The sequence below is a fragment of the Kitasatospora sp. NPDC023176 genome, from assembly GCF_055560495.1.
Genome location: NZ_JBVHIP010000006.1, coordinates 291,238 through 314,586, shown reverse-complemented (window position 1 = coordinate 314,586; position 23,349 = coordinate 291,238). Strand labels below are relative to the sequence as shown.

At 72.9% G+C, this 23,349-nt stretch carries 24 protein-coding genes; 5 read left to right on the top strand and 19 right to left on the bottom strand.

Going from position 1 to position 23,349, the window contains the following annotated elements:
* Positions 1–180 precede the first annotated feature (180 nt).
* Together groL and groES are read right to left on the bottom strand one after the other, a co-directional pair.
* Positions 181–1,809 carry a chaperonin GroEL gene (groL, locus tag ACZ3YL_RS12660; protein WP_465656996.1) on the bottom strand — a complete coding sequence of 543 codons (1,629 nt, stop codon included), beginning with the start codon at positions 1,807–1,809 and terminating at the stop codon, positions 181–183.
* 131 nt (positions 1,810–1,940) lie between these two features.
* Positions 1,941–2,246 (bottom strand): co-chaperone GroES, encoded by a 306-nt coding sequence (groES, locus tag ACZ3YL_RS12655; protein ID WP_014136232.1) that lies wholly within the window; start codon positions 2,244–2,246, stop codon positions 1,941–1,943.
* Between the two features lie 248 nt (positions 2,247–2,494).
* On the opposite strand from groES, the gene ACZ3YL_RS12650 reads away from it, so the two are divergent.
* Together ACZ3YL_RS12650 and ACZ3YL_RS12645 are read left to right on the top strand one after the other, a co-directional pair.
* Entirely contained in the window at positions 2,495–2,830 is a 336-nt protein-coding gene (locus tag ACZ3YL_RS12650) for a hypothetical protein (RefSeq protein WP_223242317.1), read from the top strand.
* Positions 2,831–2,871: 41 nt separating this feature from the next.
* The gene (locus tag ACZ3YL_RS12645; protein WP_465656994.1) at positions 2,872–4,038 is read left to right on the top strand and encodes a THUMP-like domain-containing protein; all 1,167 of its coding nucleotides are present in this window, start codon (positions 2,872–2,874) and stop codon (positions 4,036–4,038) included.
* A gap of 1 nt (position 4,039) precedes the next feature.
* On the opposite strand, the gene ACZ3YL_RS12640 is transcribed toward ACZ3YL_RS12645, so the two are convergent.
* The 5 genes from ACZ3YL_RS12640 to tsaB all read right to left on the bottom strand — a co-directional run bounded on the left by ACZ3YL_RS12640 (position 4,040) and on the right by tsaB (position 7,588).
* Complete coding sequence (locus ACZ3YL_RS12640; RefSeq protein WP_465656992.1) at positions 4,040–4,948, bottom strand: polysaccharide deacetylase family protein; 909 nt, start codon at positions 4,946–4,948, stop codon at positions 4,040–4,042.
* 79 nt (positions 4,949–5,027) lie between these two features.
* The gene (locus ACZ3YL_RS12635; RefSeq protein ID WP_188306721.1) at positions 5,028–5,315 is read right to left on the bottom strand and encodes a hypothetical protein; all 288 of its coding nucleotides are present in this window, start codon (positions 5,313–5,315) and stop codon (positions 5,028–5,030) included.
* Positions 5,312–6,418, bottom strand: coding sequence for a tRNA (adenosine(37)-N6)-threonylcarbamoyltransferase complex transferase subunit TsaD (tsaD, locus tag ACZ3YL_RS12630; RefSeq protein ID WP_188306720.1), 1,107 nt, complete (start codon positions 6,416–6,418; stop codon positions 5,312–5,314). The genes ACZ3YL_RS12635 and tsaD overlap by 4 nt, the downstream gene beginning before the upstream one ends.
* The gene (gene rimI / locus ACZ3YL_RS12625; RefSeq protein ID WP_465657016.1) at positions 6,411–6,890 is read right to left on the bottom strand and encodes a ribosomal protein S18-alanine N-acetyltransferase; all 480 of its coding nucleotides are present in this window, start codon (positions 6,888–6,890) and stop codon (positions 6,411–6,413) included. Before rimI ends, tsaD begins: the two co-directional genes overlap by 8 nt.
* 23 nt (positions 6,891–6,913) lie before the next feature.
* Entirely contained in the window at positions 6,914–7,588 is a 675-nt protein-coding gene (tsaB, locus tag ACZ3YL_RS12620; RefSeq protein ID WP_188306719.1) for a tRNA (adenosine(37)-N6)-threonylcarbamoyltransferase complex dimerization subunit type 1 TsaB, read from the bottom strand.
* A 156-nt stretch (positions 7,589–7,744) separates the two neighbouring features.
* Between tsaB and ACZ3YL_RS12615 the strand changes: the two genes are divergently transcribed.
* Complete coding sequence (locus tag ACZ3YL_RS12615; protein WP_188306722.1) at positions 7,745–8,311, top strand: hypothetical protein; 567 nt, start codon at positions 7,745–7,747, stop codon at positions 8,309–8,311.
* Between the two features lie 107 nt (positions 8,312–8,418).
* On the opposite strand, the gene ACZ3YL_RS12610 is transcribed toward ACZ3YL_RS12615, so the two are convergent.
* The 5 genes from ACZ3YL_RS12610 to ACZ3YL_RS12590 all read right to left on the bottom strand — a co-directional run bounded on the left by ACZ3YL_RS12610 (position 8,419) and on the right by ACZ3YL_RS12590 (position 13,544).
* Entirely contained in the window at positions 8,419–8,613 is a 195-nt protein-coding gene (locus ACZ3YL_RS12610; RefSeq protein ID WP_188306718.1) for a hypothetical protein, read from the bottom strand.
* Between the two features lie 130 nt (positions 8,614–8,743).
* Positions 8,744–9,247, bottom strand: coding sequence for a tRNA (adenosine(37)-N6)-threonylcarbamoyltransferase complex ATPase subunit type 1 TsaE (tsaE, locus tag ACZ3YL_RS12605; protein WP_188306717.1), 504 nt, complete (start codon positions 9,245–9,247; stop codon positions 8,744–8,746).
* Between the two features lie 119 nt (positions 9,248–9,366).
* Positions 9,367–10,686, bottom strand: coding sequence for an alpha/beta fold hydrolase (locus ACZ3YL_RS12600; RefSeq protein WP_465656988.1), 1,320 nt, complete (start codon positions 10,684–10,686; stop codon positions 9,367–9,369).
* Complete coding sequence (alr, locus tag ACZ3YL_RS12595; protein ID WP_188306715.1) at positions 10,683–11,882, bottom strand: alanine racemase; 1,200 nt, start codon at positions 11,880–11,882, stop codon at positions 10,683–10,685. The genes ACZ3YL_RS12600 and alr overlap by 4 nt, the downstream gene beginning before the upstream one ends.
* 186 nt (positions 11,883–12,068) lie before the next feature.
* Entirely contained in the window at positions 12,069–13,544 is a 1,476-nt protein-coding gene (locus tag ACZ3YL_RS12590) for an NAD(P)H-hydrate dehydratase (protein ID WP_465656986.1), read from the bottom strand.
* Between the two features lie 173 nt (positions 13,545–13,717).
* Between ACZ3YL_RS12590 and ACZ3YL_RS12585 the strand changes: the two genes are divergently transcribed.
* The gene (locus ACZ3YL_RS12585; RefSeq protein ID WP_465656984.1) at positions 13,718–14,275 is read left to right on the top strand and encodes a Uma2 family endonuclease; all 558 of its coding nucleotides are present in this window, start codon (positions 13,718–13,720) and stop codon (positions 14,273–14,275) included.
* 39 nt (positions 14,276–14,314) lie between these two features.
* On the opposite strand, the gene glmS is transcribed toward ACZ3YL_RS12585, so the two are convergent.
* Positions 14,315–16,171, bottom strand: a complete 1,857-nt coding sequence (gene glmS, locus ACZ3YL_RS12580; protein WP_188306775.1) for a glutamine--fructose-6-phosphate transaminase (isomerizing) — start codon at positions 16,169–16,171, stop codon at positions 14,315–14,317.
* A gap of 99 nt (positions 16,172–16,270) precedes the next feature.
* Here glmS and coaA point away from each other — a divergent pair, with 99 nt between their 5' ends.
* Positions 16,271–17,266 carry a type I pantothenate kinase gene (gene coaA, locus ACZ3YL_RS12575; protein ID WP_188306774.1) on the top strand — a complete coding sequence of 332 codons (996 nt, stop codon included), beginning with the start codon at positions 16,271–16,273 and terminating at the stop codon, positions 17,264–17,266.
* Between the two features lie 98 nt (positions 17,267–17,364).
* Here coaA and glmM read toward each other — a convergent pair whose 3' ends face one another.
* From glmM to rplQ, 6 genes are all read right to left on the bottom strand, one after another.
* Positions 17,365–18,729: a phosphoglucosamine mutase gene (glmM, locus tag ACZ3YL_RS12570; protein ID WP_188306773.1), complete on the bottom strand. Its 1,365-nt coding sequence runs from the start codon at positions 18,727–18,729 to the stop codon at positions 17,365–17,367.
* A gap of 162 nt (positions 18,730–18,891) precedes the next feature.
* A complete protein-coding gene (gene rpsI, locus ACZ3YL_RS12565; protein WP_317621235.1) occupies positions 18,892–19,401 on the bottom strand; it encodes a 30S ribosomal protein S9 in 510 nt (169 codons plus the stop codon).
* A gap of 45 nt (positions 19,402–19,446) precedes the next feature.
* Complete coding sequence (gene rplM, locus ACZ3YL_RS12560) at positions 19,447–19,890, bottom strand: 50S ribosomal protein L13 (protein WP_030055846.1); 444 nt, start codon at positions 19,888–19,890, stop codon at positions 19,447–19,449.
* A gap of 232 nt (positions 19,891–20,122) precedes the next feature.
* Complete coding sequence (locus tag ACZ3YL_RS12555) at positions 20,123–21,781, bottom strand: ABC-F family ATP-binding cassette domain-containing protein (RefSeq protein WP_188306772.1); 1,659 nt, start codon at positions 21,779–21,781, stop codon at positions 20,123–20,125.
* Between the two features lie 41 nt (positions 21,782–21,822).
* The gene (gene truA / locus ACZ3YL_RS12550) at positions 21,823–22,734 is read right to left on the bottom strand and encodes a tRNA pseudouridine(38-40) synthase TruA (protein WP_465656981.1); all 912 of its coding nucleotides are present in this window, start codon (positions 22,732–22,734) and stop codon (positions 21,823–21,825) included.
* Between the two features lie 79 nt (positions 22,735–22,813).
* Positions 22,814–23,293: a 50S ribosomal protein L17 gene (gene rplQ / locus ACZ3YL_RS12545; protein WP_188306770.1), complete on the bottom strand. Its 480-nt coding sequence runs from the start codon at positions 23,291–23,293 to the stop codon at positions 22,814–22,816.
* Positions 23,294–23,349 lie beyond the last annotated feature (56 nt).

Below are 23,349 nucleotides of genomic sequence, written 5' to 3'. Positions count from 1 at the left end.
GAAAGCGAGAAGGGCCCAGCCGCCGACGAAGGAGGTGGCGCAGCGCCCGCCGACCGTCGGCACCGGACCCGAGCGACCCGGAGGCGAGCGGGCGAATAACAGCCGGAGGCCCGGCCCGCCACCCCGTGCGGGGTACGGACCGGGCCTCCGGTCAGACGCTGTGGCTGTCGCGCCGGGGCGTCAGTGCGAGTGGCCGTGGCCGCCGTGCGAGTGGCCGGCCTCCGGCTCCTCCTCCTTCTTCTCCACCACGAGGGTCTCGGTGGTGAGCAGCAGGGAGGCGATCGAGGCGGCGTTCTCCAGGGCGGAACGGGTGACCTTGACCGGGTCGATGACGCCGGCCTTCAGCAGGTCGCCGTACTCGCCGGTGGCGGCGTTGTAGCCGAAGCCCGCCTCCAGCTCGGCGACCTTGTGGGTGATGACGTAGCCCTCCAGGCCGGCGTTCTGGGCGATCCAGCGCAGCGGCTCGTGCAGCGCCTTGCGGACCACGGCGACACCGGTGGCCTCGTCACCCGACAGGCCGAGGCCGCCGTCCAGCACCTTGGCGGCGTGCACCAGGGAGGCGCCACCGCCGGCGACGATGCCTTCCTCGACCGCGGCACGGGTCGCCGAGATGGCGTCCTCCAGGCGGTGCTTGCGCTCCTTCAGCTCCACCTCGGTGGCGGCGCCGACCTTGATGACGCAGACGCCGCCGGCCAGCTTGGCCAGGCGCTCCTGCAGCTTCTCGCGGTCCCAGTCGGAGTCGGTCGCGGCGATCTCGCCCTTGATCTGGGCGACGCGGCCGGCCACGGCCTCGGAGTCACCGGCACCGTCGACGATGGTGGTCTCGTCCTTGGTGATGGTCACGCGGCGGGCGGTGCCCAGCACGTCCAGACCGGCCTGGTCGAGCTTGAGGCCGACCTCCTCGGAGATGACCGTGCCGCCGGTGAGGACGGCCAGGTCGCCGAGGATCGCCTTGCGGCGGTCGCCGAAGCCCGGGGCCTTGACGGCGACGGCGTTGAAGGTGCCGCGGATCTTGTTCACGACCAGGGTCGACAGGGCCTCGCCGTCGACGTCCTCGGCGATGATCAGCAGCGGCTTGGAGGCGCCGGACTGCAGGATCTTCTCCAGCAGCGGCAGCAGCTCCTGGATGGAGGAGATCTTGCCCTGGTTGATCAGGATGTACGGGTCCTCGAGGACCGCCTCCTGACGCTCCGCGTCGGTGACGAAGTACGGCGACAGGTAGCCCTTGTCGAACTGCATGCCCTCGGTGAAGTCCAGCTCCACGCCGAAGGTGTTCGACTCCTCGACGGTGATGACACCGTCCTTGCCGACCTTGTCGATCGCCTCGGCGATCAGCTCGCCGACCTGGGTGTCCTGCGCGGAGAGGGACGCGACGGCGGCGACGTCGTCCTTGCCCTCGATCTCGCGGGCGACGGACAGCAGGTGCTCGGAGACGGCGGCGACGGCCTTGTCGATGCCCTTCTTCAGGGCGGCCGGGCCGGCACCGGCGGCGACGTTGCGCAGACCCTCGTTGACCAGGGCCTGGGCCAGCACGGTGGCGGTGGTGGTGCCGTCACCCGCGACGTCGTTGGTCTTGGTGGCGACCTCCTTGACGAGCTGCGCGCCAAGGTTCTCGTACGGGTCGTCCAGCTCGACCTCACGGGCGATGGTGACACCGTCGTTGGTGATGGTCGGGGCGCCGAACTTCTTGTCGATGACGACGTTGCGGCCCTTGGGGCCGATGGTCACCTTGACGGTGTCGGCCAGCTTGTTGACACCGCGCTCCAGCGAGCGGCGGGCGTCCTCGTCGAACTGCAGGATCTTCGCCATGTTCCCTATTCCCTCGGGGCTGCGGCCGGCCGGCCGCCGAACTACGTGAACCAACAACCACGCCCCGGGCCCCTGTCACTTGGGACACGGATCCGGGGCGGGTCGGAACGACTTGCTTCTCGGTGCTGCGTTTACTTCTCGATGATGGCGAGAACGTCGCGCGCCGAGAGGACGAGGTACTCCTCGCCCTGGTACTTCACCTCGGTGCCGCCGTACTTCGAGTACAGGACGATGTCACCGACGGCGACGTCGAGCGGCAGACGCTGGCCGTCCTCGAAGCGGCCCGGGCCGACAGCCAGGACGACGCCCTCCTGGGGCTTCTCCTTGGCGGTGTCCGGGATAACCAGGCCGGAGGCCGTGGTGGTCTCGGCGTCGAGCGGCTGGACCACAATGCGGTCCTCGAGCGGCTTGATGGCAACCTTGCTGCTGGTGGTCACGTCCGAGCTCCCCTTCGGAGATTACGGGGTTTTCTAACGGGTAGGGGCGAACCTGCGTGCCTGCCGTCGCGGGGGTCAGACACACGTCTTCGCATTAGCACTCCCCACGGGGGGAGTGCCAAGGACGACCATAGGCTGCCGTTAGCACTCAGTCAACCAGAGTGCCAACGGCGCGCCCCAGGAGCCCAGGCTACGGATGAGTAGCCGTACTCATGTGCGATCCCCGGCCGGGCGGCCAGACTCCTGCCATGACCTCGCTCCCGACGCACGTCCGCCCGGCCCCGCTCAAGGACGTGTCCCTCGCCCTGCTGGCACTGCCCCTGATCGGGGTCGTGCTCCCGTTCGTCGTCTTCTCCTTCATCGCCGGCCTCGGCAACGGCCCCGGCGCCGGGGACGACGGGGACGGGCACGGCTGGGCCTTCCTGGGCGTCGGGATGACGGCCGCCCCGATCGCCGCCCTGGTGGCCGGCGTGCTGGTGGCCGTCCGCACCCGGCGGTCCGGCTACCAGCTCCTCCCGGTCGTCGCCGCGCTCTCGCCGTTCCTGCTGCCCGCGACCCTCTCCTCGGGCGTCCTCTGGCGCTGAACGGAACGCCCGCACCGCCGCTGACCGGTCAGAATGACCCCGTGGACACCGAGAACCTCCAGCCCCTGCTGACCCCCGAGGGTCAGGCCCTGCTCGCCGAGCTGCGCGAGTTCGCCCCCGAGGAGGAGCTGGCGCTGGCCACCAGGCTGCGGCGGGAGCACCCGGCGGAGCTGGTGTCGGCGGCGTTCGGGCAGGCGCGGCTGCGGCAGCGGGCCCGGGCGAAGTTCGGGGCGGACGCCGACCTGATGTACTTCACGCCCAACGGGGTCGAGCAGTCCACCCGGCGCAGCGTGGCCGAGTGGCGGGCCCGCCGCTTCGCCGAGTTGGGCGTACGGCGCCTCGCGGACCTGTGCTGCGGCATCGGCGGGGACGTGCTGGCGCTGGCCCGGGCCGGGATCCACGTGCTGGCCGTCGACAGGGACCCGGCGGCCTGCGCCGCCACCGCGGCCAACGCCGCCGCGCTGGGCCTGTCCGAGCTGGTCGAGGTGCGCTGCGCGGACGTCGCCGAGGTGGACGTCACCGGCTACGACGCGGTGTTCACCGACCCGGCCCGGCGCACCTCGCGCGGCCGGGTGTTCGACCCGAAGGCGTACGCCCCGCCGCTGTCCTGGGCGATCGAGGCCGGCCGGCGGACCCCGATCGGCGCCCTGAAGGTCGCCCCGGGCATCCCGCACGAGGCCGTCCCGGCGGACGCCGAGGCCGAGTGGGTCTCCGACCACGGGGACGTCAAGGAGGCGGTGCTCTGGTTCGGCACCGGGGCGACCCGCCCGCACCGCGCCACCCTGCTGCCGCACGGCGCCACCCTGACCGGCGGCGACCTGCCCGACCCGCCGGCCGGCCCGGTCGGGCGGTACCTGTACGAGCCGGACGGCGCGGTGATCCGGGCGCACCTGGTGGCCGAGGTGGCCGGGCAGGTCGACGGCCGGCTGATCGACCCGAAGATCGCCTACGTGACCTCGGACCGGCTGGTCGCCACCCCGTACGCGCACGCCTACGAGCTCACCGACGTGCTGCCGTACAACGTCAAGAGGCTGAAGGCGCTGCTGCGCGAGCGCGCGGTCGGCACGGTGGTGATCAAGAAGCGCGGGATGGCGATCACCCCGGAGGAGCTGCGCCGCCAGCTCAAGCCCTCCGGGCCGAACGCCGTCACGGTGATCCTCAGCCGCACCGACGCCGGGCCGCTGATGATGCTGGGACAGCCGGTCTGACCTACGAGGCCGGCGCCTGGATGTAGTCCTCCAGCCGGGCCACCGAGAAGCCCTGCTCCTGGATGCGGGCCAGCAGGTCCGCGAACATCTGGGTCATCGTGGCGCCCTTGAGCTCCTTGGGGCCGCGGAAGTGCGCCAGGATGATGTCGCCGGACTTCAGCTTCTTGTCCCCCGCCTGGTACTGCATGTCGTGGATCTGCATCGACTCGCGCCAGAGCACGATCGCCCGCGGACCGCACTGCTGCACCGACGTGTTGAGCGTGGGGGTGTTGGCGCCGTCGCCGAACGGCGGGCGGAACAGCAGCGGGGCGGTGCCGTACTGCTGGGTGAGCGCGGCCTGGTCCTCGCAGATCTCGGACTTCTGCTTGTCCGCCGGGAGCTTGCTCATCACCGGGTGGGTGACGGTGTGGTTCTGGATGTGGTTGCCCAGTGCCTGGAGCGGCTTGAAGTAGCCGTAGTCGTTCTTGACGATGTCCTTGGTCAGGAACATCGAGATCGGCACCTTGAGGTCGGTCAGCATCTCGACGAACTTCGGGTCCTTCTCGGCGCCGTCGTCGATGGTGATGAAGACGACCTTGTCGGCGGTCTTCACATCGCTGAACACCGGTACGGTGCCGGTGCGTTCGAGCTTGATGGGCTTGTCGGCGGGCGGCGCGGGGGCCGGCGCCAGCGGCTTGAGGTTCCACTTCGCCCAGGCCGCGGCGTCGCCCTGGGCCGGGGCCGCGCCGGGCGTGGTGGCCGCGGCGCTCGGCGCGCCGCCGGTCGGCTTGGCCGCCGCCGGCGCGGCCGTGCTCGCGGCCGGGGCGGCGCTGCCGCCGCCCCCGTTGTCGCCGCACGCGGTGGCGAAGGCCAGCAGGGCCAGCGCCCCCGCCGCGTACGTCCTGGTCCTGCTCAGCCCGTCCCTGTTCACCGCAGCGCGCTCCCGGTCCCGTCCAGCTCTCTCTCAGCTATGCACGGTAGCGGCCGCGGTGGCGGTTCCCGTCCACGGCCTACTCGACGTGCTCACTGGTGAAGGACCAGCGGTGCACCGGGCGGCCGAGCAGCTCGGCCGGCGGGTCGGCGACCGGCACGGGCTCGCCGCTCCACCAGGCGATCAGCAGCACCCTCCCCCCGCCTTCGGCCGGGGGTGCCCCCGTGCCGGGCGCGGTGAGCAGTTCGAGACGCTCCAGCCCGGCCGCGCCGCGCAGCGCGGGCAGCGCGGACTCCCGTGCCCAGGCCGCGAGTTCGGCCCCCCGGCCGTCCGCCGCCCGGGCCTCCCACATCGCGGCGACGGTCACGCGGCGCCGCCACCGAGGGCGTCGTAGGCCTGGCCGTGGACGTCGCCGTGCCCGATCACCGCGGCCGGCACGTGGACGTCGGTCACCGGCAGCGAGGAGTCGGCGGACAGGTCGAGGGCGGAGGGGGCGCGGTCGCGCCACACCATCTCGGAGCCCAGCGCCGCCACCATCGCGCCGTTGTCGGTGCACAGGCCCGGCCGGGGCACCCGCAGCCGGATGCCGGCCCGGTCGCAGCGCTGCTGGGCCATCTCGCGCAGCCGGGAGTTGGCCGCGACGCCGCCGCCGATCATCAGGTGGTCGACGCCGTTGTCCTTGCAGGCCTTGACGGCCTTGCGGGTGAGCACGTCGGTGACCGCCTCCTGGAAGGAGGCCGCGACGTCGGCGATCGGCACCTCCTCGCCGGCCCGGCGCTTGGCCTCCACCCAGCGGGCGACGGCGGTCTTCAGACCGGAGAAGGAGAAGTCGTACTCGGGGTCGTTCCTGCCGCTCAGGCCGCGCGGGAAGTTGATCGCCTTGCGGTCGCCCTCGCGGGCCGTCCGGTCGACGATCGGGCCGCCCGGGAAGCCCAGGCCGAGCACCCGGGCGACCTTGTCGAAGGCCTCGCCGGCCGCGTCGTCGATGGTCGCGCCGAGCGGGCGGACGTCCGTGGTGATGTCCTCGCTGAGCAGCAGCGAGGAGTGCCCGCCGGAGACCAGCAGGGCCATCGTCGGCGAGGGCAGCCGACCGTGCTCCAGCTGGTCGACGCAGATGTGCGAGGCGAGGTGGTTGACCCCGTACAACGGCTTGTCCAGCGCCCAGGCGTACGCCTTCGCCGCGCTGACGCCGACCAGCAGCGCGCCGGCCAGGCCGGGGCCGGCGGTGACGGCGATGCCGTCCAGGTCACTGGCCTTGATCCCGGCGGTGTCCAGGGCGCGCTGGATGGTCGGGACCATCGCCTCCAGGTGGGCGCGGCTGGCGATCTCCGGGACGACACCGCCGAAGCGGGCGTGGTCGTTGACGCTGGAGGCGACCGCGTCGGCCAGCAGCGTGGTACCGCGCACGATGCCGACGCCGGTCTCGTCGCAGGAGGTCTCGATGCCGAGGACGAGCGGTTCGTCAGCCATGGGGGGTGTCCTTAGGGTCCTTCGGGTCAGTGCTGGGGTGCTCGAGGCGCATCACCAGCGCGTCGATGTTGGCGGGCTGGTAGTAGCCGCGCCGGATGCCCACCGGTTCGAAGCCGTGGCGCTCGTACAGCCGCTGGGCGCGCTGGTTGTCCACCCGCACCTCCAGCAGCAGGTCGGCGCAGCCGCGCCGGGCGGCCTCGTGGATCAGGTCGGTGAGCAGGGCGGTGCCGAGGCCGCCGCCCTGGTGGCGGTCGTCGACGGCGATGGTCTGGACGTCGCCCTCGCCGGCGACGGTCATCAGACCGGCGTAGCCGACGATCGTGCCGTCCGTGGTGGTGGCGACCGAGTAGTGGCGGGTGCCGCCGGGGTGGGCCTCGGCGAGCTCGGACCAGAACATCCCGGGGGACCAGGCGTCCTCGGGGAACAGCCTGAACTCCAGGTCCATCACCGGCTCGATGTCCCACCAGCGCATCGGGCGCAGGGTGGTGCCGTGGTTCACGCCGGGAGCACCGCCTTGCCCCCTAGGACGGTCTTGTAGGCGGCCGGGACCTGGGCGTCCGGGCGGCGCAGGTACAGCGGCACGTTCGGGAGCAGCTCGCGCCCGGCGGCCAGCTCGGCCGCGGCGAAGCCGGCCAGGGCGCCGGCCGAGACGTGCTCGGGGCCGTGGCCGCCCGGGAAGGCGTCCGGGTAGAGCAGCGCGCCGGCGCCCACCGAGCGGGCCGCGGGCGTCAGCTCGGCCGGGCGGTCCACGCCGGGGCCCTCGGTGCGGTTGCCGTCGGCGTCGTACGAGGCCCAGTAGACCTCCTTGCGGCGCGCGTCGGTGGCCACCGTGAACGGCTGCCCGGCCAGTCCCTCGGCCCGGGCCTGGAAGGCGATCGCGTCCAGGGTGCAGACGCCGTGCACCGGCAGGCCCAGCGCGTGGCCGAGCGCGGCGGCGGTCACCAGACCGACCCGCAGGCCGGTGTACGGGCCGGGGCCGACGCCGACCGCGATGCCGGTGAGGTGGCTCTTGTCCACTCCGGCGGCCCGCAGGACCTGGTCGATCGCGGGCAGCAGCAGTTCGCCGTGGCGCCTGGCGTCGACCTGGTGGGTCTCGGCGAGGACGGCCGTGCCGTCGTGGACGGCGGCGGTGACGGCGGGGGTGGCGGTGTCGAACGCGAGCAGCAGCACGGGTCAAGGTTAGACCGACGTTGGGCCGACCGGCTGATCGAGCTGGTGTCCCCATCCGGAACACACGTACTGGGCGCTGCCGACCCGCCCGGGGGACCTGGCACGATTAGGGCCGTACGAACAGCGGACGGCGGCGGGAGCGGGCACGTGGCGAAGATGGGTCCTGGAGTGGTGGTCACGGGGTTGACCCTGGGGGCCCTGGCGGTGGTGAGCCTGCTGGCCTTCCAGGCCAACGGTGCGCAGGACCGCGCGGGCGGAGCCCGGCCGACCGTCGCCTCGACGTCCACCGGCCCGGCCGCCTCCGCGACGCCCAGCGCCTCGGCCACCCCGACCGTCCCGCCGCTGCCGGCCACCTCGGGCAGCGGCACGCGGGTGGTCTACTCGGTCGGCAGCCACTTCGTCTGGCTGATCGACCCGAAGAAGAACCCGCAGGTCGCGGCCGCCTTCGCGGTCACCCCGGGCTCGATCGAGCCCACCCCGGGCAGCTACTCGGTGTACAGCCGCAACCCCAGCGGCACCGGGACGGACGGTCGGCAGATCGAGCACGTGGTGCGCTTCGCGCAGCAGAACGGCGTGGTGTTCGGTTTCAGCGCGGCGCTGGACGGCGCGACCCCGACCGCCGACCCGAAGACCAAGACCGGCGGCATCCGCAGTGGCCGCGCCGAGGGCCAGCTGCTCTGGGACTTCGCGCCGAACGGCACCAAGGTGGTCGTGGTCCCCTGAGCCGGGCGCTCCGCGAACGCGGTGCCACGCGCGCGGTTCACGCACGGTTTCACGCACGGATTTCTGCGCGCGGTTCCACGCGCACGCCGCTACCCGGCCGCACGGTGCTACGCGGCCCGGGGCGTCCCGGCCTCGGGCTCCTCGGCCTGCCGGGGCCGCGGCTCGGGCGGGGTGGACACCGCCTCGGCGGCCGCGCAGGCGGCCAGCAGCGCCCGCATCGGCTCGCCCGGAGCGCGGTGGGCGGACTCTCCGGCCCCGGCGGTGCGCACGGCGCGCTCCGGGGCGGGGGTGGTGCTCGACATGGCGCCTCCCTAGTTAGGCAGACCTAACCGCAGCACCCATCCCACCACGCCCGGCGCCCCGCCCGCAACACCTTCCCGACAGCCTGTCGGCAAAACGGTGGAACCCGATCGACCGGTGCGGGGGCGCGGCTCAGGCCCGCTCCGCCAGCTCCGCCAGCTCCGCGCCCGCCCAGCGCCCCCCGATACCGGTCAGCAGCACCCGGCGCGGGTCGTGGTCCTCCCCGGCGGTGTCGCCGATCGCCCGCTCGATCCGCACCTCCAGCCGGTCCTCGGCCAGTCGCTCGACCTTGCCCTCGCCCCACTCGACCACGACCACCGACTCCGGCAGCGAGACGTCCAGGTCGAGGTCCTCCATCTCGTCCAGGTCCCCGCCCAGCCGGTACGCGTCCACGTGCACCAGGGCCGGGCCGCCGACCAGCGACGGGTGCACCCGGGCGATCACGAAGGTCGGCGAGGTCACCGCCCCGCGGACCTGCAGCCCCTCCCCCAGGCCCCGGGTCAGCGTGGTCTTCCCCGCCCCCAGCTCGCCGGAGAGCAGCACCAGGTCCCCCGGCCGCAGCAGCGCGGCCAGCTCCCGGCCGAGCCGGCCCATCCGCTCCGGAGTGGGGACGGTCAGAGTGGCGTGCGAGCCCATGCGCGTGTCTTGCCCTTCGGTCCGTAGCGGCGCACCGACCACCGGCCGCCACCGCTACCGTGCCACATCGCCGCGCCCGGCCGCGGCGCGCGGTCCGGCTCGGCGGGGCTCAGGGGGTCTCAGGCGGGGTCGACGGCCGCTTCCTCGGAGGCGTCGGACGCTTCCGCCGGCTCGTCGGCCAGCTCCAGGACGGCCGTCGGCAGCGGCGCGGCGCCGGCGAAGTCCACCGCCCGGCGCAGCAGCAGCGCCAACTCGTGGTCGACCAGCTCCGGGCGCTCCAGCAGCACCAGGTGCCCCGCCCCCTCGGCCAGGACCAGCTCGGCGCCCGGCAGCCGCTCCGCCATCGCCTCGCTGTGCGCGGACGGCGTCAGCAGGTCCTTCGTCCCGGCCAGCACCAGGGCCGGCAGGCCGCGCAGGGCGGCCAGCGCCTCGTACTTCTCGTGCGCGCCGAACACCGGGTAGAACTCGGCGACCACGTCGATCGAGGTGGCGTCCAGCAGCTGTTCGGCGAAGCGCACCACGCCGGGGTCGACGTCCCGGCTCCCGAAGGAGAACCTCCGGTAGAAGACGGCGGCGACCTCCGAGCCGATCCGCCGGCTCGCCTCCACCAGCTCGACCTGACGGCCGAGCAGCCTCACCACGCCCGGCGCGACCTTCTTGAACAGCTTGGCCCCGGCCTTCGGCAGACCGAGGCTCACCTCGTTCCAGTCCCCCGCCAGGGTGCCGACCAGCGCGACCCCGGCGACCCGCTCCCGGAACAGCTCCGGGTGCTGGTCGGCCAGCGCCATCACCGTCATGCCGCCCATCGAGTGACCCACCAGCACCAGCGGCCCGGTCGGCGCGACGGCGTCGATCACCGCCTTGAGGTCGCCGCCCAGCTGGTCGATGCCGGCCGGCTCGCCCGCCAGGTAGGTACGGGAGCGCTCGGAGCGGCCGTGGCTGCGCTGGTCCCAGAAGACCAGCCGCATGCCCTCGCGCAACGCCGCCCGCTGGAAGTGCCAGCTGTCCTGGTTGAGGCAGTAGCCGTGGCTGAACACCACGGTCAGCGGTTCAGCGCTGTCACTCGCCCGCTCGCCCCCGGAGCGTTGGCCCCCGGAGCGCTCGGACCCGGAGTGCTCGGGCCCGGTGCCGCCGCCCTCCGGCTCGTCCCAGCCGGTGCCGTCCAGCTCGACGTACAGCCCGGTGCCGTCCGGCGCGGCCACCGTCAGCGGGCGCCCGCGCAGCGAGCCGTACGGGGCGGTCGCCTCCAGCTCGGCCCGGGCCCGGCGGCGCATCGCCCGGCCGACCGTCAGCCGTTCGATCGCGACGCCCGCGGCCGCGCCGGCCGCCAGCACGCCGACCGAGATCCCGATCACGCCGGCCCGGCTCACCCCGGAGGCCGCGCCGGCCGCCTTGGCCACCGCCGCGACCGGGTTGCCGTCGGTCGGCGTGTCGGTCATGCCGCGCGGCCCCCCTCGTGGCTGCCGCCCAGGTAGCGGCGGGGCACCCGGGCGCCGATCCGGGTGATGATCTCGTACGAGATGGTGCCGCAGGCGCGGGCCCAGTCCTCGGCGGTGGGCTCCCCGCTCTCGCCGGTGCCGAACAGCAGCACCTGGTCGCCGGCCTCGGGGGTGTCGCCGCCCAGGTCCACCACGAACTGGTCCATCGCCACCCGGCCGGCCACCGTGCGCCACTTGCCGCCGATCTGCACCGGGCCGGTGCCGCTGGCGTGGCGCGGCACGCCGTCGCCGTAGCCGACCGGGACCAGGCCCAGCGTCGTCGGGCCGGGCGTCACGTAGTGGTGGCCGTAGCTGACCCCGTGCCCGCCGGGGACGTGCTTGACCAGCGCCAGCCGGGCCGACAGCGACATCACCGGGCGCAGCCCGAAGTCGGCCGGCGAACCCACCTCGGGCACCGGCGACAGCCCGTACGCGGCGAGGCCGGTGCGGACCAGGTCGAAGTGCGCCTCCGGCAGCAGCAGGGTGGCCGGGGAGTTCGCGAGGTGCCGCACCTCGGGGCGCAGCCCGGCGGCCTCGGCGTGCGCCAGCGCGGCGCGGTAGGAGTCCAACTGGGCCTGGATCGACGGGTGGCCGGGCTCGTCGGCGGCGGCGAAGTGCGACCAGACGCCGACGACCCGCAGCAGCCCCTCGGCCTCGGCGCGCCGCACCTCGGCCACCAGCTGCGGCCAGTCGTGCGGCTGGCAGCCGTTGCGGCCGAGGCCGGTGTCGGCCTTCAGGTGCACCCGCGCCGGGATGCCGGTCTCCCGAACGGCCGTCAGCAGCTCCTCCAGCGCCCACCGGCCGCTGACCGAGATGTCCAGGTCCGCGCGCAGCGCCTCGCGCCACGGCCCGCCGGGCGTCCACAGCCAGCACAGGATGCGGGCCTGCTCCGGGCGGATGCCCGCGGCCCGCAGCGCCAACGCCTCGTCGGGCGTCGCGCAGCCGAGCCAGCCGACCCCGTTCGCGACCGCCTCACGGGCGCACTCGACCGCGCCGTGGCCATAGGCGTCCGCCTTGACCGCGAGCATCACCGCCGAACTCCCGACGCGCTCCCGCAGGGCCGCGAGGTTGCCGCGCAGGGCGGCGAGATCGATGGTCGCCTCGGCCCGTACGCCGTCGGTGAGGGTGGCTGTGCCGGTCGTGTTCGCAGTTGTCATCAGGGTCAGTCTCCCAGACGTCCCGGAGTCCTCGCCGAACGGCCCATCGGCGCGGTGGTCGGCACCGCGGCCTCCCGCACCCCGCCGACCTGCGGCAAACGGCCCGTCCGCCCAGCGGAGGACGCGGTGAACGGACGTTTCGGTTCCGCCCCGGGGCCGGGCGGGAGGCCCGTCGGCCGGCGCCGGCTACGGCTCCCGGACCGCCCGCCAGACCGCCGGCAGCGCCTCGGCCACCGCCAGCGCCGTCACCGGTGCGCCCGGGTCACCGGCCGCCTCCCGGCCCGCCAGGCCGTGCAGATAGGCGGCCACCGAGGCGGCGTCCAGCGGGGACAGGCCGGCGGCCAGCAGCGAACCGGCCAGACCGGCCAGCACGTCCCCGCTGCCCGCCGTGGCGAGCCAGGAGGTGCCGGTGGGGTTCACCCGGACGGCCCCGCCCGGGTCGGCGACCACGGTGGTGGAGCCCTTCAGCAGCACGGTGGCCCGGTAGGCGGCCGCCAGCCGGCGCGCGGTGGCCAGCCGGGCGGCGGCCAGCTCGTCGGCGGCGGGCGGCGCGGTGCCGTCGGCGCCGGCCAGCAGCCGGGCGGCCTCGCCGGTGTGCGGGGTGAGCAGGGTGGGCGCCGTCCGGCCGGCCAGCGCGTCCGGCCCGAGCCGGCCCAGCTCGGTCAGCCCGTCCGCGTCCACCAGCACCGGGACGTCGCTCGCCAGCGCCTCGGCCAGCGCCTGCCGCGCCCCCTCACCGCCGCCCGGCCCGACCACCCAGGCCTGCACCCGGCCGGCCCCGGCCGGGCCGCCCTCGGTGACCAGCGCCTCCGGGAAGCGCCGCACCACCTCCTCGGCCGCCGTGCCGACGTACCGGACGGCGCCCGCGCCGCCCCGCAGCGCCCCGGCGACCGCCAGCAGTGCCGCCCCCGGGTAGGTGGCCGAACCGGCCGCCACCCCGACCACGCCGCGCCGGTACTTGTCGCTCTCCGCGCCCGGCAGCGGCAGCAGCGCCGCCACGTCCGCGTGCTGCAGGGCCGTCACCTCCGGCTCCGGCGGCGCCAGCCCGATGTCCACCAGCTGTACGGCGCCCGCGCAGGAGGCCCCCGGGTCGATCAGCAGCCCGGGCTTGTACGTGCCGAAGCAGACCGTGACGTCCGCGCGCAGTACCTCGCCGGGCACCTCACCGCTGTCCGCCGCCACCCCGCTGGGCAGGTCCACCGCCACCACCAGCCCGCGGCGCCCGGCCCGGGCGTACGGGACGGCCTCGGGGCGCAGCCCGCCCCGGCCGCCGATGCCGACGATGCCGTCCAGCACCAGGTCCGCACGCGAGAAGTCGGCCAGGCCGACTTCCTGCTCCGCCGTCACCCGCCCACCGGCCGCCCGCAGAGCGGCCAGCCCACCCCGGTGTTCCTTGCCCGGCGCGAGCAGCACCGCCGTCACCCGCGCCCCCCGCCGGGCCAGCGCCGCCCCGGCGTACAGCGCGTCGCCCCCGTTGTCCCCGCTGCCCGCCAGCACCGTCACCCGGCTGCCGTACACCCGCCCCCGACGCCGGATCAGCAGCCGCGCACAGGTCGCCGCCAGCCCGGCGGCCGCCCGCTGCATCAACGTGCCCTCCGGCAGCCGCGCCATCAGCTCGGCCTCCGCGGCCCGGACGATGTCCACGGGGTGTGCATGACGCATGGGGAGAACTCCTTCAGCGGTCGGCTACCGCCGACGCTAGCCCGCGCCACCACCCCACCGCAGCCGGGCCTGCGGCACACTTTCGAGTGACACCCACGTCGATGCCCCACCGATGTCGGTCCGTACGCCTACCTTGTGGCTCGGCACGGACCCACACAGGAGGGAGAAGGGCCATGGCCGCCATGCCAGCAGTCGAGCGTCCGCTGGACCAGGACGGGCTTCTCCAGGCGTTTCTGGAGCTGGACACTCCGCCCGGATTCAAGGCCGAGCTCATCGAAGGGGAGATCACTGTGACGCCACCGCCGGACGGGCCGCACGAGGGCGCGTTCTCGAAGGTCGCCAAGCAGTTCTTCCGGAACGCCGCGATCGAACTGGACATCGCGGGTAACAAGGGCCTCATCACTCCCGGAGGCCGCTTCATCCCCGACGGCACGGTGGTCCCGGAGGACCACTTCGATCACTTGGACTCCTGGGCGCCGGCAGAAGGAGTCCTGCTCGTGTTCGAGATCACCTCGACCAACCCGCAAAAGGATCGCGAGCCGAAGCGCCGGGGCTACGCCGCCGCGGGCATCCCCTGCTACCTGCTGATCGACCGCACCGCAGGCAAGGTCACCCTGTTCACCGAGCCCGAGAACGGCGACTACAGGGCACTCTCCCAGACCGACTTCGGCAAGCCGATCGACCTGCCCGCCCCGTTCTCCTTCACGCTCGACACGGCGCCCCTGCGGTAGGGCACAGCCACCGCAGGGGCGCCACGAAGAGCCGGGCGGCTACTCGACGGTGACCGACTTCGCCAGGTTGCGCGGCTGGTCGACCTCGTGGCCCTTGGCCGTGGCCAGCTCGCAGGCGAAGACCTGGAGCGGGACGGTGGAGACCAGCGGCTGGAGCAGGGTCGGGGTGACCGGGATGCGGATCAGGTGGTCCGCGTACGGCACGACGGCCTCGTCGCCCTCCTCGGCGATCACGATGGTGCGGGCGCCGCGCGCACGGATCTCCTGGATGTTGGAGACGATCTTGTCGTGCAGGATCGACCGCCCGCGCGGCGAGGGCACGACCACCACGACCGGCAGCCCCTCCTCGATCAGCGCGATCGGGCCGTGCTTGAGCTCGCCCGCCGCGAAGCCCTCGGCGTGCATGTAGGCGAGCTCCTTGAGCTTGAGCGCGCCTTCCAGGGCCACCGGGAAGCCGACGTGGCGGCCGAGGAACAGCACCGAGCGGGCGTCGGCCAGCGAGCGGGCCAGCTCGCGCACCGGCTCCATGGTCTCCAGCACCTGCTCGACCTGCTTCGGCGCGTCGCCGAGCTCGCGGATGATGGTGAAGATCTCGTCGCCCCACTTGGTGCCGCGCACCTGGCCCAGGTAGAGGGCGACCAGGTAGCAGGCGACCAGCTGGGTGAGGAACGCCTTGGTCGACGCGACGGCGACCTCCGGCCCGGCGTGGGTGTACAGCACCGCGTCCGACTCGCGCGGGATGGTCGAGCCGTTGGTGTTGCAGATCGCCAGCACCTTGGCGCCCTGCTCGCGGGCGTGCCGCAGCGCCATCAGGGTGTCCATGGTCTCGCCGGACTGCGAGATGGCGATGACCAGCGTGCCGGGGCCCATGATCGGGTCGCGGTAGCGGAACTCCGAGGCGACCTCGACCTCGCAAGGGATGCGGGTCCAGTGCTCGATCGCGTACTTGGCGATCATGCCCGCGTGGAACGCGGTGCCGCAGGCGACGATGACGACCTTGTCGACCGAGCGCAGGTCCGCGTCGGAGATGCGCAGCTCGTCGAGGGTCAGTCGGCCGTCGGTGCCGATCCGGCCGAGGAGGGTGTCGGCGACGGCCTTCGGCTGCTCGGCGATCTCCTTGAGCATGAAGTAGTCGTAGCCGCCCTTCTCGGCGGCGGAGGCGTCCCAGTCGACGTGGTACTCGCGCACGTCGGCCGGGGTGCCGTCGAAGTTGGTGACGGTCACGCCCTCCCGGCGCAGCTCGACGACCTGGTCCTGGCCCAGCTCGATCGCCTCGCGGGTGTGCGCGATGAACGCGGCGACATCCGAGGCGAGGAAGTTCTCGCCCTCACCGCGGCCCACCACCAGCGGCGAGTTGCGGCGGGCGCCGACCACCACGTCGGGCGCGTCCGCGTGGACGGCGACGAGGGTGAAGGCGCCGTCCAACCGGCCGCAGACCACGCGCATGGCCTCGGCCAGGTCACCCTGGTACGCCTCGCCGAGCAGGTGGGCGACGACCTCGGTGTCGGTCTCCGACCGGAGGGTGTGGCCGCGCTCGGCGATCTCGGCGCGCAGCTGGGCGAAGTTCTCGATGATGCCGTTGTGGACGACGGCCACCCGGAGGTCGTCGTCCAGGTGGGGGTGGGCGTTGGCGTCCGTCGGGCCGCCGTGGGTGGCCCAGCGGGTGTGGCCGATGCCGGTGGTGCCGCCGGGCAGAGGGGACTCGGCGAGCGACTTCTCCAGGTTGGCGAGCTTGCCCGCCCGCTTGTCCGTGACGAGACTCCACTGCCCCTCGGAGTCCTGCGCCTGCACCGCGACACCGGCCGAGTCATAGCCCCGGTACTCCAGTCGCTGCAGGCCCGCGATTACTACGTCGAGGGCGGACTGCGCGCCCACGTATCCAACAATTCCGCACATGCGTGCCAGCATAAGGGCGGTTCTGTGGCCGTTTTCCCGCCCCTCGCCAACGCTGCGTGACCGACACCACAGCCACGGTGAACACCGTGACGGCTCACAATGGAGCATGTGCTGACCGAACTGTGTACGCGGGGCGCCGCCGCGCCCGGCCCGTCCCCGTCCCCCTACGTGGACCTCAGCCGGGCCGAGTGGAGCGCGCTGCGCGAGCGTACGCCACTGCCGCTGACCGCCGAGGAGGTGGAGCAGTTGCGCGGTCTCGGCACGGCTCTCGACCTCGACGAGGTACGTGACGTCTACCTGCCCCTGTCCCGGCTGCTGAATCTGTACATCCACGCCACGCACGAGCTGCGCGGCACGCTGGGCACCTTCCTGGACACCCCGGACACCGAGCGCACCCGCACGCCGTTCATCATCGGCGTGGCCGGCTCGGTGGCCGTCGGCAAGTCCACCACCGCCCGCCTGCTCCAGGCCCTGCTGGCCCGCTGGCCCGAGCACCCCCGGGTCGAGCTGGTCACCACCGACGGCTTCCTGCTGCCCAACGCCGAGCTGCGCCGCCGGGGCCTGATGGCCCGCAAGGGCTTCCCGGAGTCGTACGACCGCCGGGCGCTGATGCGCTTCGTGGCGGACGTGAAGGCGGGCAAGGACCGGGTCACCGCGCCGGTGTACTCGCACCTGGTGTACGACATCGTGCCGGACCAGCGGCTGACGGTGGAGCGCCCGGACATCCTGATCGTCGAGGGGCTGAACGTGCTCCAGCCGGCCCTGCCCGGCACCGACGGCCGCACCCGCCTCGCGGTGGCCGACTACTTCGACTTCTCGATCTACGTCGACGCCCGCACCGACGACATCGAGCACTGGTACCTGGACCGCTTCCGCAAGCTGCGGCAGACGGCCTTCCAGGACCCGAACTCCTACTTCACCCGCTTCACCGAGGTGCCGGAGGAGGAGGCGATGGAGTACGGCCGCCAGGTCTGGCGCACCATCAACAAGCCCAACCTGGTGGAGAACGTGCTGCCCACCCGCGGCCGGGCCACCCTGGTCCTGCAGAAGGGCTCGGACCACAAGGTCCGCCGGGCGCTGCTGCGCAAGCTCTGAGACCCCCTCGAAACCCCACGGACGGGCAACACGGACGGCCCCCACCGGCCGGCTTCGAACCGAAGCCGACCGGTGGGGGCCTTCGCCGTACGGGGGCCTCAGCCCAGGTGGGTGCGCACTGCCTCGGCCAGGCGCTGCCCGACCGCCTCGGCCTGCGCCGGGTCGGCGGCCTCGACCATGACCCGGACCAGCGGCTCGGTGCCGGAGGGGCGCAGCAGCACCCGGCCGGTGGCGCCCAGCTCGGTCTCGGCCGCGGCGACGGCGGCGGCCAGCTCGGTGCTGGTCCGCACCCGGCTCTTGTCGACGCCCTTGACGTTGATCAGCACCTGCGGCAGCCGGGTCATCACGGCGGCCAGGTCGGCCAGCGGCTGCTTGGTGGCGGCCAGTCGGGCGCCCAGCATCAGGCCGGTCAGGGTGCCGTCGCCGGTGGTGGCGTGGTCCAGCAGGATGACGTGGCCGGACTGCTCGCCGCCCAGCGCGAAGCCGTGCTCCTTCATCGCCTCCAGCACGTAGCGGTCGCCGACGGCGGTCTCCACCAGGTCGATGCCCTCGCGCTCCATCGCCAGCTTGAAGCCGAGGTTGGACATCACGGTGGCGACCGCGGTGTTGCGGCGCAGGGTGCCGGCCTCCTTCATGGCGACGGCGAGGATGGCGATGATCTGGTCGCCGTCCACCTCGTTGCCCTCCGCGTCGGCGGCCAGGCAGCGGTCGGCGTCGCCGTCCAGGGCGATGCCGAGGTCGGCCTGGTACTCCTTCATCGCGACCCGCAGCCGGTCCAGGTGGGTGGAGCCGACGCCGTCGTTGATGTTGAGGCCGGTGGGCTCGGCGCCCAGGGTGTGGACGACCTCGGCGCCGGCCCGGGCGAAGGCCTCGGGGGCGACGTACGCGGCCGCGCCGTGGGCGCCGTCGATGACGACCTTGATCCCGTCCAGGCGGTTGGGCAGCACGCCGATCAGGTGGGCGACGTACTTGTCGAAGCCCTCGGTGTACTCGCGGACCCGCCCGACGGCCGCGCCGGTCGGGCGGTTCCAGTCCTCGCCGTCGACCGTGTGCTTGCGGTAGTGGGACTCGATCGCGTCCTCGATCCGGTCGTCCAGCTTGTGGCCGCCGCGGGCGAGGAACTTGATGCCGTTGTCCGGCATGGCGTTGTGGCTGGCGGACAGCATCACGCCGAAGTCGGCGCCGAGGGCGCCGGTGAGGTAGGCCACGGCGGGGGTGGGCAGCACGCCGACCCGGAGCACGTCGACGCCGGAACTCGCCAGGCCGGCGATGACCGCGGCCTCCAGGAACTCGCCCGAGGCGCGGGGGTCACGGCCGACCACCGCGACCGGCCGGTGCCCGTCGAAGGCGCCGGCCTCGCCGAGCACGTGGGAGGCCGCGACCGACAGGCCGAGCGCCAGTTCCGCCGTCAGGCCCTCGTTGGCCACGCCGCGTACGCCGTCCGTACCGAAGAGTCGTCCCACTGTCCCGTCCTCCATCACCATGCTCGGAACCCACCGATGATCCCGGCCGCCGCACGTTAGCCGGGGAACACGTCGCCCCGGAGTACACGAGGTACTCCGGGGCGACGGTTTGCGCAACCAGGGGGTGCGCCGCCAGGGCGGACCGCACCCCCGGGGACGCGATTAGCGCTTGCTGTACTGCGGCGCCTTGCGGGCCTTCTTCAGACCGGCCTTCTTGCGCTCGACGGCGCGGGCGTCACGGGTCAGGAAGCCGGCCTTCTTGAGGGCGCCGCGGTTGTTGTCCACGTCGGCCTCGTTCAGGGCACGGGCCACGCCGAGGCGCAGCGCGTAGGCCTGGCCGGAGACGCCGCCACCGCTGATGCGGGCGACGACGTCGTAACGGCCGTCCAGCTCGAGGAGCTTGAAGGGCTCGTTCACGGTCTGCTGGTGCACCTTGTTCGGGAAGTAACCCTCGAGGGTGCGACCGTTGATCTTCCACTGGCCGGTGCCGGGGACGATGCGCACGCGGGCGATCGCCTCCTTGCGACGGCCGAGGCCGGCGCCCGGGGTGGCCTCGCCGAAGCGGCCGGCCAGGGACTCGGAGGTGTAGCTCTCCTCGGAGGTGTACTCGCCCTCGACGGCCTCAGCGGCCTCGTCGAAGTCGACCTCAAGGGTTTCAGTGGTCTCGGCCACGATGTTCCTCAGCTCTTTTCAGTGTTGGGGGGCTTGGTGGCCGAATTACTGCGCGACCTGGGTGATCTCGAACGGCACCGGCTGCTGGGCAGCGTGGGGGTGCTGGTCGCCCGAGTAGACCTTCAGCTTCGAGAGCATCTGGCGGCCCAGGCTGTTCTTGGGGATCATGCCCTTGATGGCCTTCTCGACGGCCTTCTCCGGGTTGTTCGCCAGCAGGTCGTCGTAGCGCACCGAGCGCAGACCGCCCGGGAAGCCCGAGTGGCGGTAGGCCAGCTTCTGGGTCTTCTTGTTACCGGACAGGTGCACCTTGTCGGCGTTGATGATGATGACGAAGTCACCAGTGTCAACGTGCGGCGCGTAGATCGCCTTGTGCTTGCCCCGGAGGAGGTTGGCGGCCTGGGAGGCCAGGCGGCCGAGCACGACGTCGGTCGCGTCGATGACGTGCCACTGACGCTGGACGTCGCCGGGCTTGGGGCTGTACGTACGCACGGTCGTAGCCTTCGCTTTTCAGTGAGTGAGTCCTGACAGGAGCACCCGGACGGATGAGCAGCCTGGCCAACCTTGGACGCAATTCAAGGGGGGACCGCTGGTCGTCGACCTGATGTCTCCGGCGTACCGACCTCTCACGTGAGATAGAGCGAGCCAATACGCACATCAAGCGTCCAGGTTACCGGGCGGGCGGGAAGCGGTCAAAATCGCCGGCCGCCCACCCCGCGGTCACTCAGCGTTCGCGCTCGACCCGGGTGACGTCCCAGACCGGCTCGGCCGATTCGAAGACCCGCCCGTCCGCCCCGAACACCAGGAAGCGGTCGAAGGTCTTCGCGAACCAGCGGTCGTGGGTGACGCACAGGACGGTGCCCTCGAAGGCCTCCAGCCCGGCCTGCAGCGCCTCGGCGCTCTCCAGGTCCAGGTTGTCGGTCGGCTCGTCGAGCAACAGGGCCGTCACACCGTCGAGTTCGAGCTTGAGGATCATCAGCCGGGCCTGCTGTCCGCCGGACAGCGACTCGAACTTCTGCTCCTCCTGCCGGTCCAGCTCGTACCGGCGCAGCGCGCCCATCGCGGCGCCGCGGCTGAGCGCGTGCTCCTCCTCGATGATCGAGCGGACGGTGCGCCCGAACAGCTCCGGGTGGGCGTGGGTCTGCCGGAAGTGACCGGGGACGACCCGGGCGCCGAGCTTCCAGTCGCCGGTGTGGGCCACGCTGTCGTCGCCCGCGAGCAGCCGCAGCAGGTGCGACTTGCCGGCGCCGTTGGCGCCCAGCACCCCGATCCGCTCGCCGTAGAAGACCTCCAGGTCGAAGGGCTGCATCAGCCCGGTGAGCTCCAGCCGCTCCATGGTGAAGGCGCGCACACCGGTGCGCCCGCCCTTGAGCCGCATGGTGATGTTCTGCTCGCGCGGGGGCTCCTCCGGCCGGCCGGCCTCCTCGAACTTCTTCAGCCGGGTCTGCGCGGCCGCGTAGCGGGTGGCGAGGGCGTGGCTGACCGAGGCGGCCTGGCGCAGGGTCACCACGAGCTTCTTGAGCTTGGCGTGCTCCTCGTCCCAGCGCCGCCCCAGCTCCTCGAAGCGCGCGAACCGGTCCTTGCGGGCCTCGTGGAAGGAGTCGAAGCCGCCACCGTGCACCCAGACGCTGCTGCCAGCGGCACCGGACTCCACACTGATGATCTTCTCGGCGGTGCGGGAGAGCAGCTCGCGGTCGTGTGAGATGTACAACACGGTCTTGGAGGTCGCCTTGATGGCCTCCTCCAGCCAGCGCTTGCCCGGAACGTCCAGGTAGTTGTCCGGCTCGTCGAGCAGCAGCACCTCTTCGGGGCCGCGCAGCAGCGTCTCCAGGACGAGGCGCTTCTGCTCGCCGCCGGAGAGGGTGTTCAGGCCGCGCCACTGGGCCTTGTCGAAGGGCATCCCGAGGGCCGCCATGGTGCAGACGTCCCAGTCGGTCTCGTAGTCGTAGCCGCCGACGTCCGCCCAGTCGGAGAGCGCCTGGGCGTAGGCCATCTGCGTCTTCTCGTCGTCCTGGGCGATCATCGCCAGCTCGGCGGCGTCCACCGTCCGGGCGGCCTTGGCGATCCGCTCCGGGGCGACCGAGACCAGCAGGTCGCGCACCGAGGCGTCGGCGGGCAGGGCGCCCGGGGTGGCGCTCTGGTCCTCGCGGCCGGTGGTGCCGACGAACTGGCGCATCACGCCGAGCCCGCCGCTGATCGTCACCGTGCCGCCGTGCGGCTGGATGTCCCCCGCGATCATGCGCAGCAGGGTGGTCTTGCCGGCCCCGTTGGCGCCGACCAGGGCGACCGCGGCGCCCTCGCCGACCCGGAAGGACGCGTCGTCGAACAGCACCCGCCCGTCCGGCAGGTAGTACTCCAGGTGCGAAATCTCGACGTGTCCCATGGAAGGGATTGTCCCAAGCGGACGCCCCGGGCCAAAACGGATTACAGGGCGGCTGGCTGTCCGGGGAGCGTGCGCATCCGCCTGGCCTGCCGGTTCCGCTCGGCCAGCTGGTCGTCCGGCGGGTAGCCGACCTCTTCCAGGGTGAGCCCGTACGGTCGGATCACGTTGACGGCCGAGTTGCGGACCCCGCCGGCCAGCACCTCGCCGGGGAACTCCACCGGCCGGTGCCCGTCGCCGACCAGCAGCATCGCGCCGACCAGCGCCCGGACCATGTTGTGGCAGAAGGCGTCGGCCCGGACGGTGGCCACCGCCAGGGCGCCCTCCTGGCTCGCGTAGGCGTCCACCGGGACCCGCTCCCAGTGCAGCTCCAGCAGGGTGCGGATGGTGGTGGCGCCCTCGCGCTTCTTGCAGTACGCGGCGAAGTCGTGCTCGCCGAGCAGCAGCTTCGCGGCCTCGTTCATCCGGTCCACGTCGAGCGGCCGGTCGTGCCAGAGCACGTGCCCGCGCAGCAGCGGGTCGACCCCGCCGGGGTGGTCGGCGACCCGGTACGCGTACCGGCGCCAGATCGCCGAGAAGCGGGCGTCGAACCCGGCCGGCGCCTCGCCGACCCGGTAGATCCGGACGTCCCCGGGCAGCCGTCCGGCCAGCCGGCGGAGCAGCTTCTCCCGGTGCGCCTCCCACAGCTCGGCCGGCAGGTCGACATGGGCGACCTGGCCGCGGGCGTGGACACCGGCGTCGGTGCGGCCGGCCACGGTCAGCGGGAAGAGCTCCTGGCTGCGGGTGACGACCTGCAGCGCGCTCTCGATCTCCTCCTGGACCGTCCGGCGGCCGCCCTTCTGCCGGGCCCAGCCGGAGAACTCGGCGCCCTGGTAGGCGAGGTCGAGCCGGACCCGGACGTACCCGTCGGCCGGGCCGTCCTTCACCGGCGGCTGCTCGGCGCAATCGTTGACCACTTGCTCCCGCTCCTACGAATAAGGAACGGGCCCGCTCCCCCATCGCTGGGAGAGCGGGCCCGCATCACACCTGGAGGTGTCAGGCCTGCTCGGCGGCCTCGGCCTCGTCGGCCTTGGTCTCGACGGCGGCGGCCTCATCGGCCTCCTTGACGGCACGCTTGGCGGCGGCCTCGGCCTCGCCGACGGCGGTCTGCGCGACGGTCAGCGCCTCGACCAGCTCGATCACGGCCATCGGGGCGTTGTCGCCACGACGGGGACCGATCTTGGTGATACGGGTGTAACCACCCGGGCGGTTCTCGTAGCGCGGCGCGATCTCGGTGAAGAGGGTGTGCAGCACCGAGACGTCGGTGATGGTCTTGCGCACCAGGCGACGGTTGTGGATGTCGCCCTTCTTCGCCTTGGTGATCAGCTTCTCCGCCAGCGGGCGCATCCGACGGGCCTTGGCCTCGGTCGTGGTGATGCGGCCGTACTGGAACAGCTCCCGGCACAGACCGGCGAGCAGCAGCGGCTCGTGGTGCGGGCCGCCGCCGAGGCGGGCACCCTTGGTGGGACGCGGCATGGTGACTCCTTGAATCTCCGACTACGGCCGTATCAGGTACCGCAGCGGGCGTACCG

What these genes read in the sequence shown, in the direction of transcription:
- tsaD (WP_188306720.1), bottom strand. Translation starts at nt 6,418, where the DNA reads ATGGCTGACGAACCGCTCGTCCTCGGCATCGAGACCTCCTGCGACGAG.
- alr (WP_188306715.1), bottom strand. Translation starts at nt 11,882, where the DNA reads ATGACAACTGCGAACACGACCGGCACAGCCACCCTCACCGACGGCGTA.
- rimI (WP_465657016.1), bottom strand. Translation starts at nt 6,890, where the DNA reads ATGCGCTGGTGGGACATCGAGCCGGTGATGGACCTGGAGTTCAGGCTG.
- ACZ3YL_RS12590 (WP_465656986.1), bottom strand. Translation starts at nt 13,544, where the DNA reads ATGCGTCATGCACACCCCGTGGACATCGTCCGGGCCGCGGAGGCCGAG.
- tsaE (WP_188306717.1), bottom strand. Translation starts at nt 9,247, where the DNA reads ATGGGCTCGCACGCCACTCTGACCGTCCCCACTCCGGAGCGGATGGGC.
- groL (WP_465656996.1), bottom strand. Translation starts at nt 1,809, where the DNA reads ATGGCGAAGATCCTGCAGTTCGACGAGGACGCCCGCCGCTCGCTGGAG.
- ACZ3YL_RS12600 (WP_465656988.1), bottom strand. Translation starts at nt 10,686, where the DNA reads ATGACCGACACGCCGACCGACGGCAACCCGGTCGCGGCGGTGGCCAAG.
- ACZ3YL_RS12585 (WP_465656984.1), top strand. Translation starts at nt 13,718, where the DNA reads ATGGCCGCCATGCCAGCAGTCGAGCGTCCGCTGGACCAGGACGGGCTT.
- coaA (WP_188306774.1), top strand. Translation starts at nt 16,271, where the DNA reads ATGGAGCATGTGCTGACCGAACTGTGTACGCGGGGCGCCGCCGCGCCC.
- rplQ (WP_188306770.1), bottom strand. Translation starts at nt 23,293, where the DNA reads ATGCCGCGTCCCACCAAGGGTGCCCGCCTCGGCGGCGGCCCGCACCAC.
- ACZ3YL_RS12615 (WP_188306722.1), top strand. Translation starts at nt 7,745, where the DNA reads ATGGGTCCTGGAGTGGTGGTCACGGGGTTGACCCTGGGGGCCCTGGCG.
- ACZ3YL_RS12650 (WP_223242317.1), top strand. Translation starts at nt 2,495, where the DNA reads ATGACCTCGCTCCCGACGCACGTCCGCCCGGCCCCGCTCAAGGACGTG.
- ACZ3YL_RS12610 (WP_188306718.1), bottom strand. Translation starts at nt 8,613, where the DNA reads ATGTCGAGCACCACCCCCGCCCCGGAGCGCGCCGTGCGCACCGCCGGG.
- ACZ3YL_RS12555 (WP_188306772.1), bottom strand. Translation starts at nt 21,781, where the DNA reads ATGGGACACGTCGAGATTTCGCACCTGGAGTACTACCTGCCGGACGGG.
- glmS (WP_188306775.1), bottom strand. Translation starts at nt 16,171, where the DNA reads ATGTGCGGAATTGTTGGATACGTGGGCGCGCAGTCCGCCCTCGACGTA.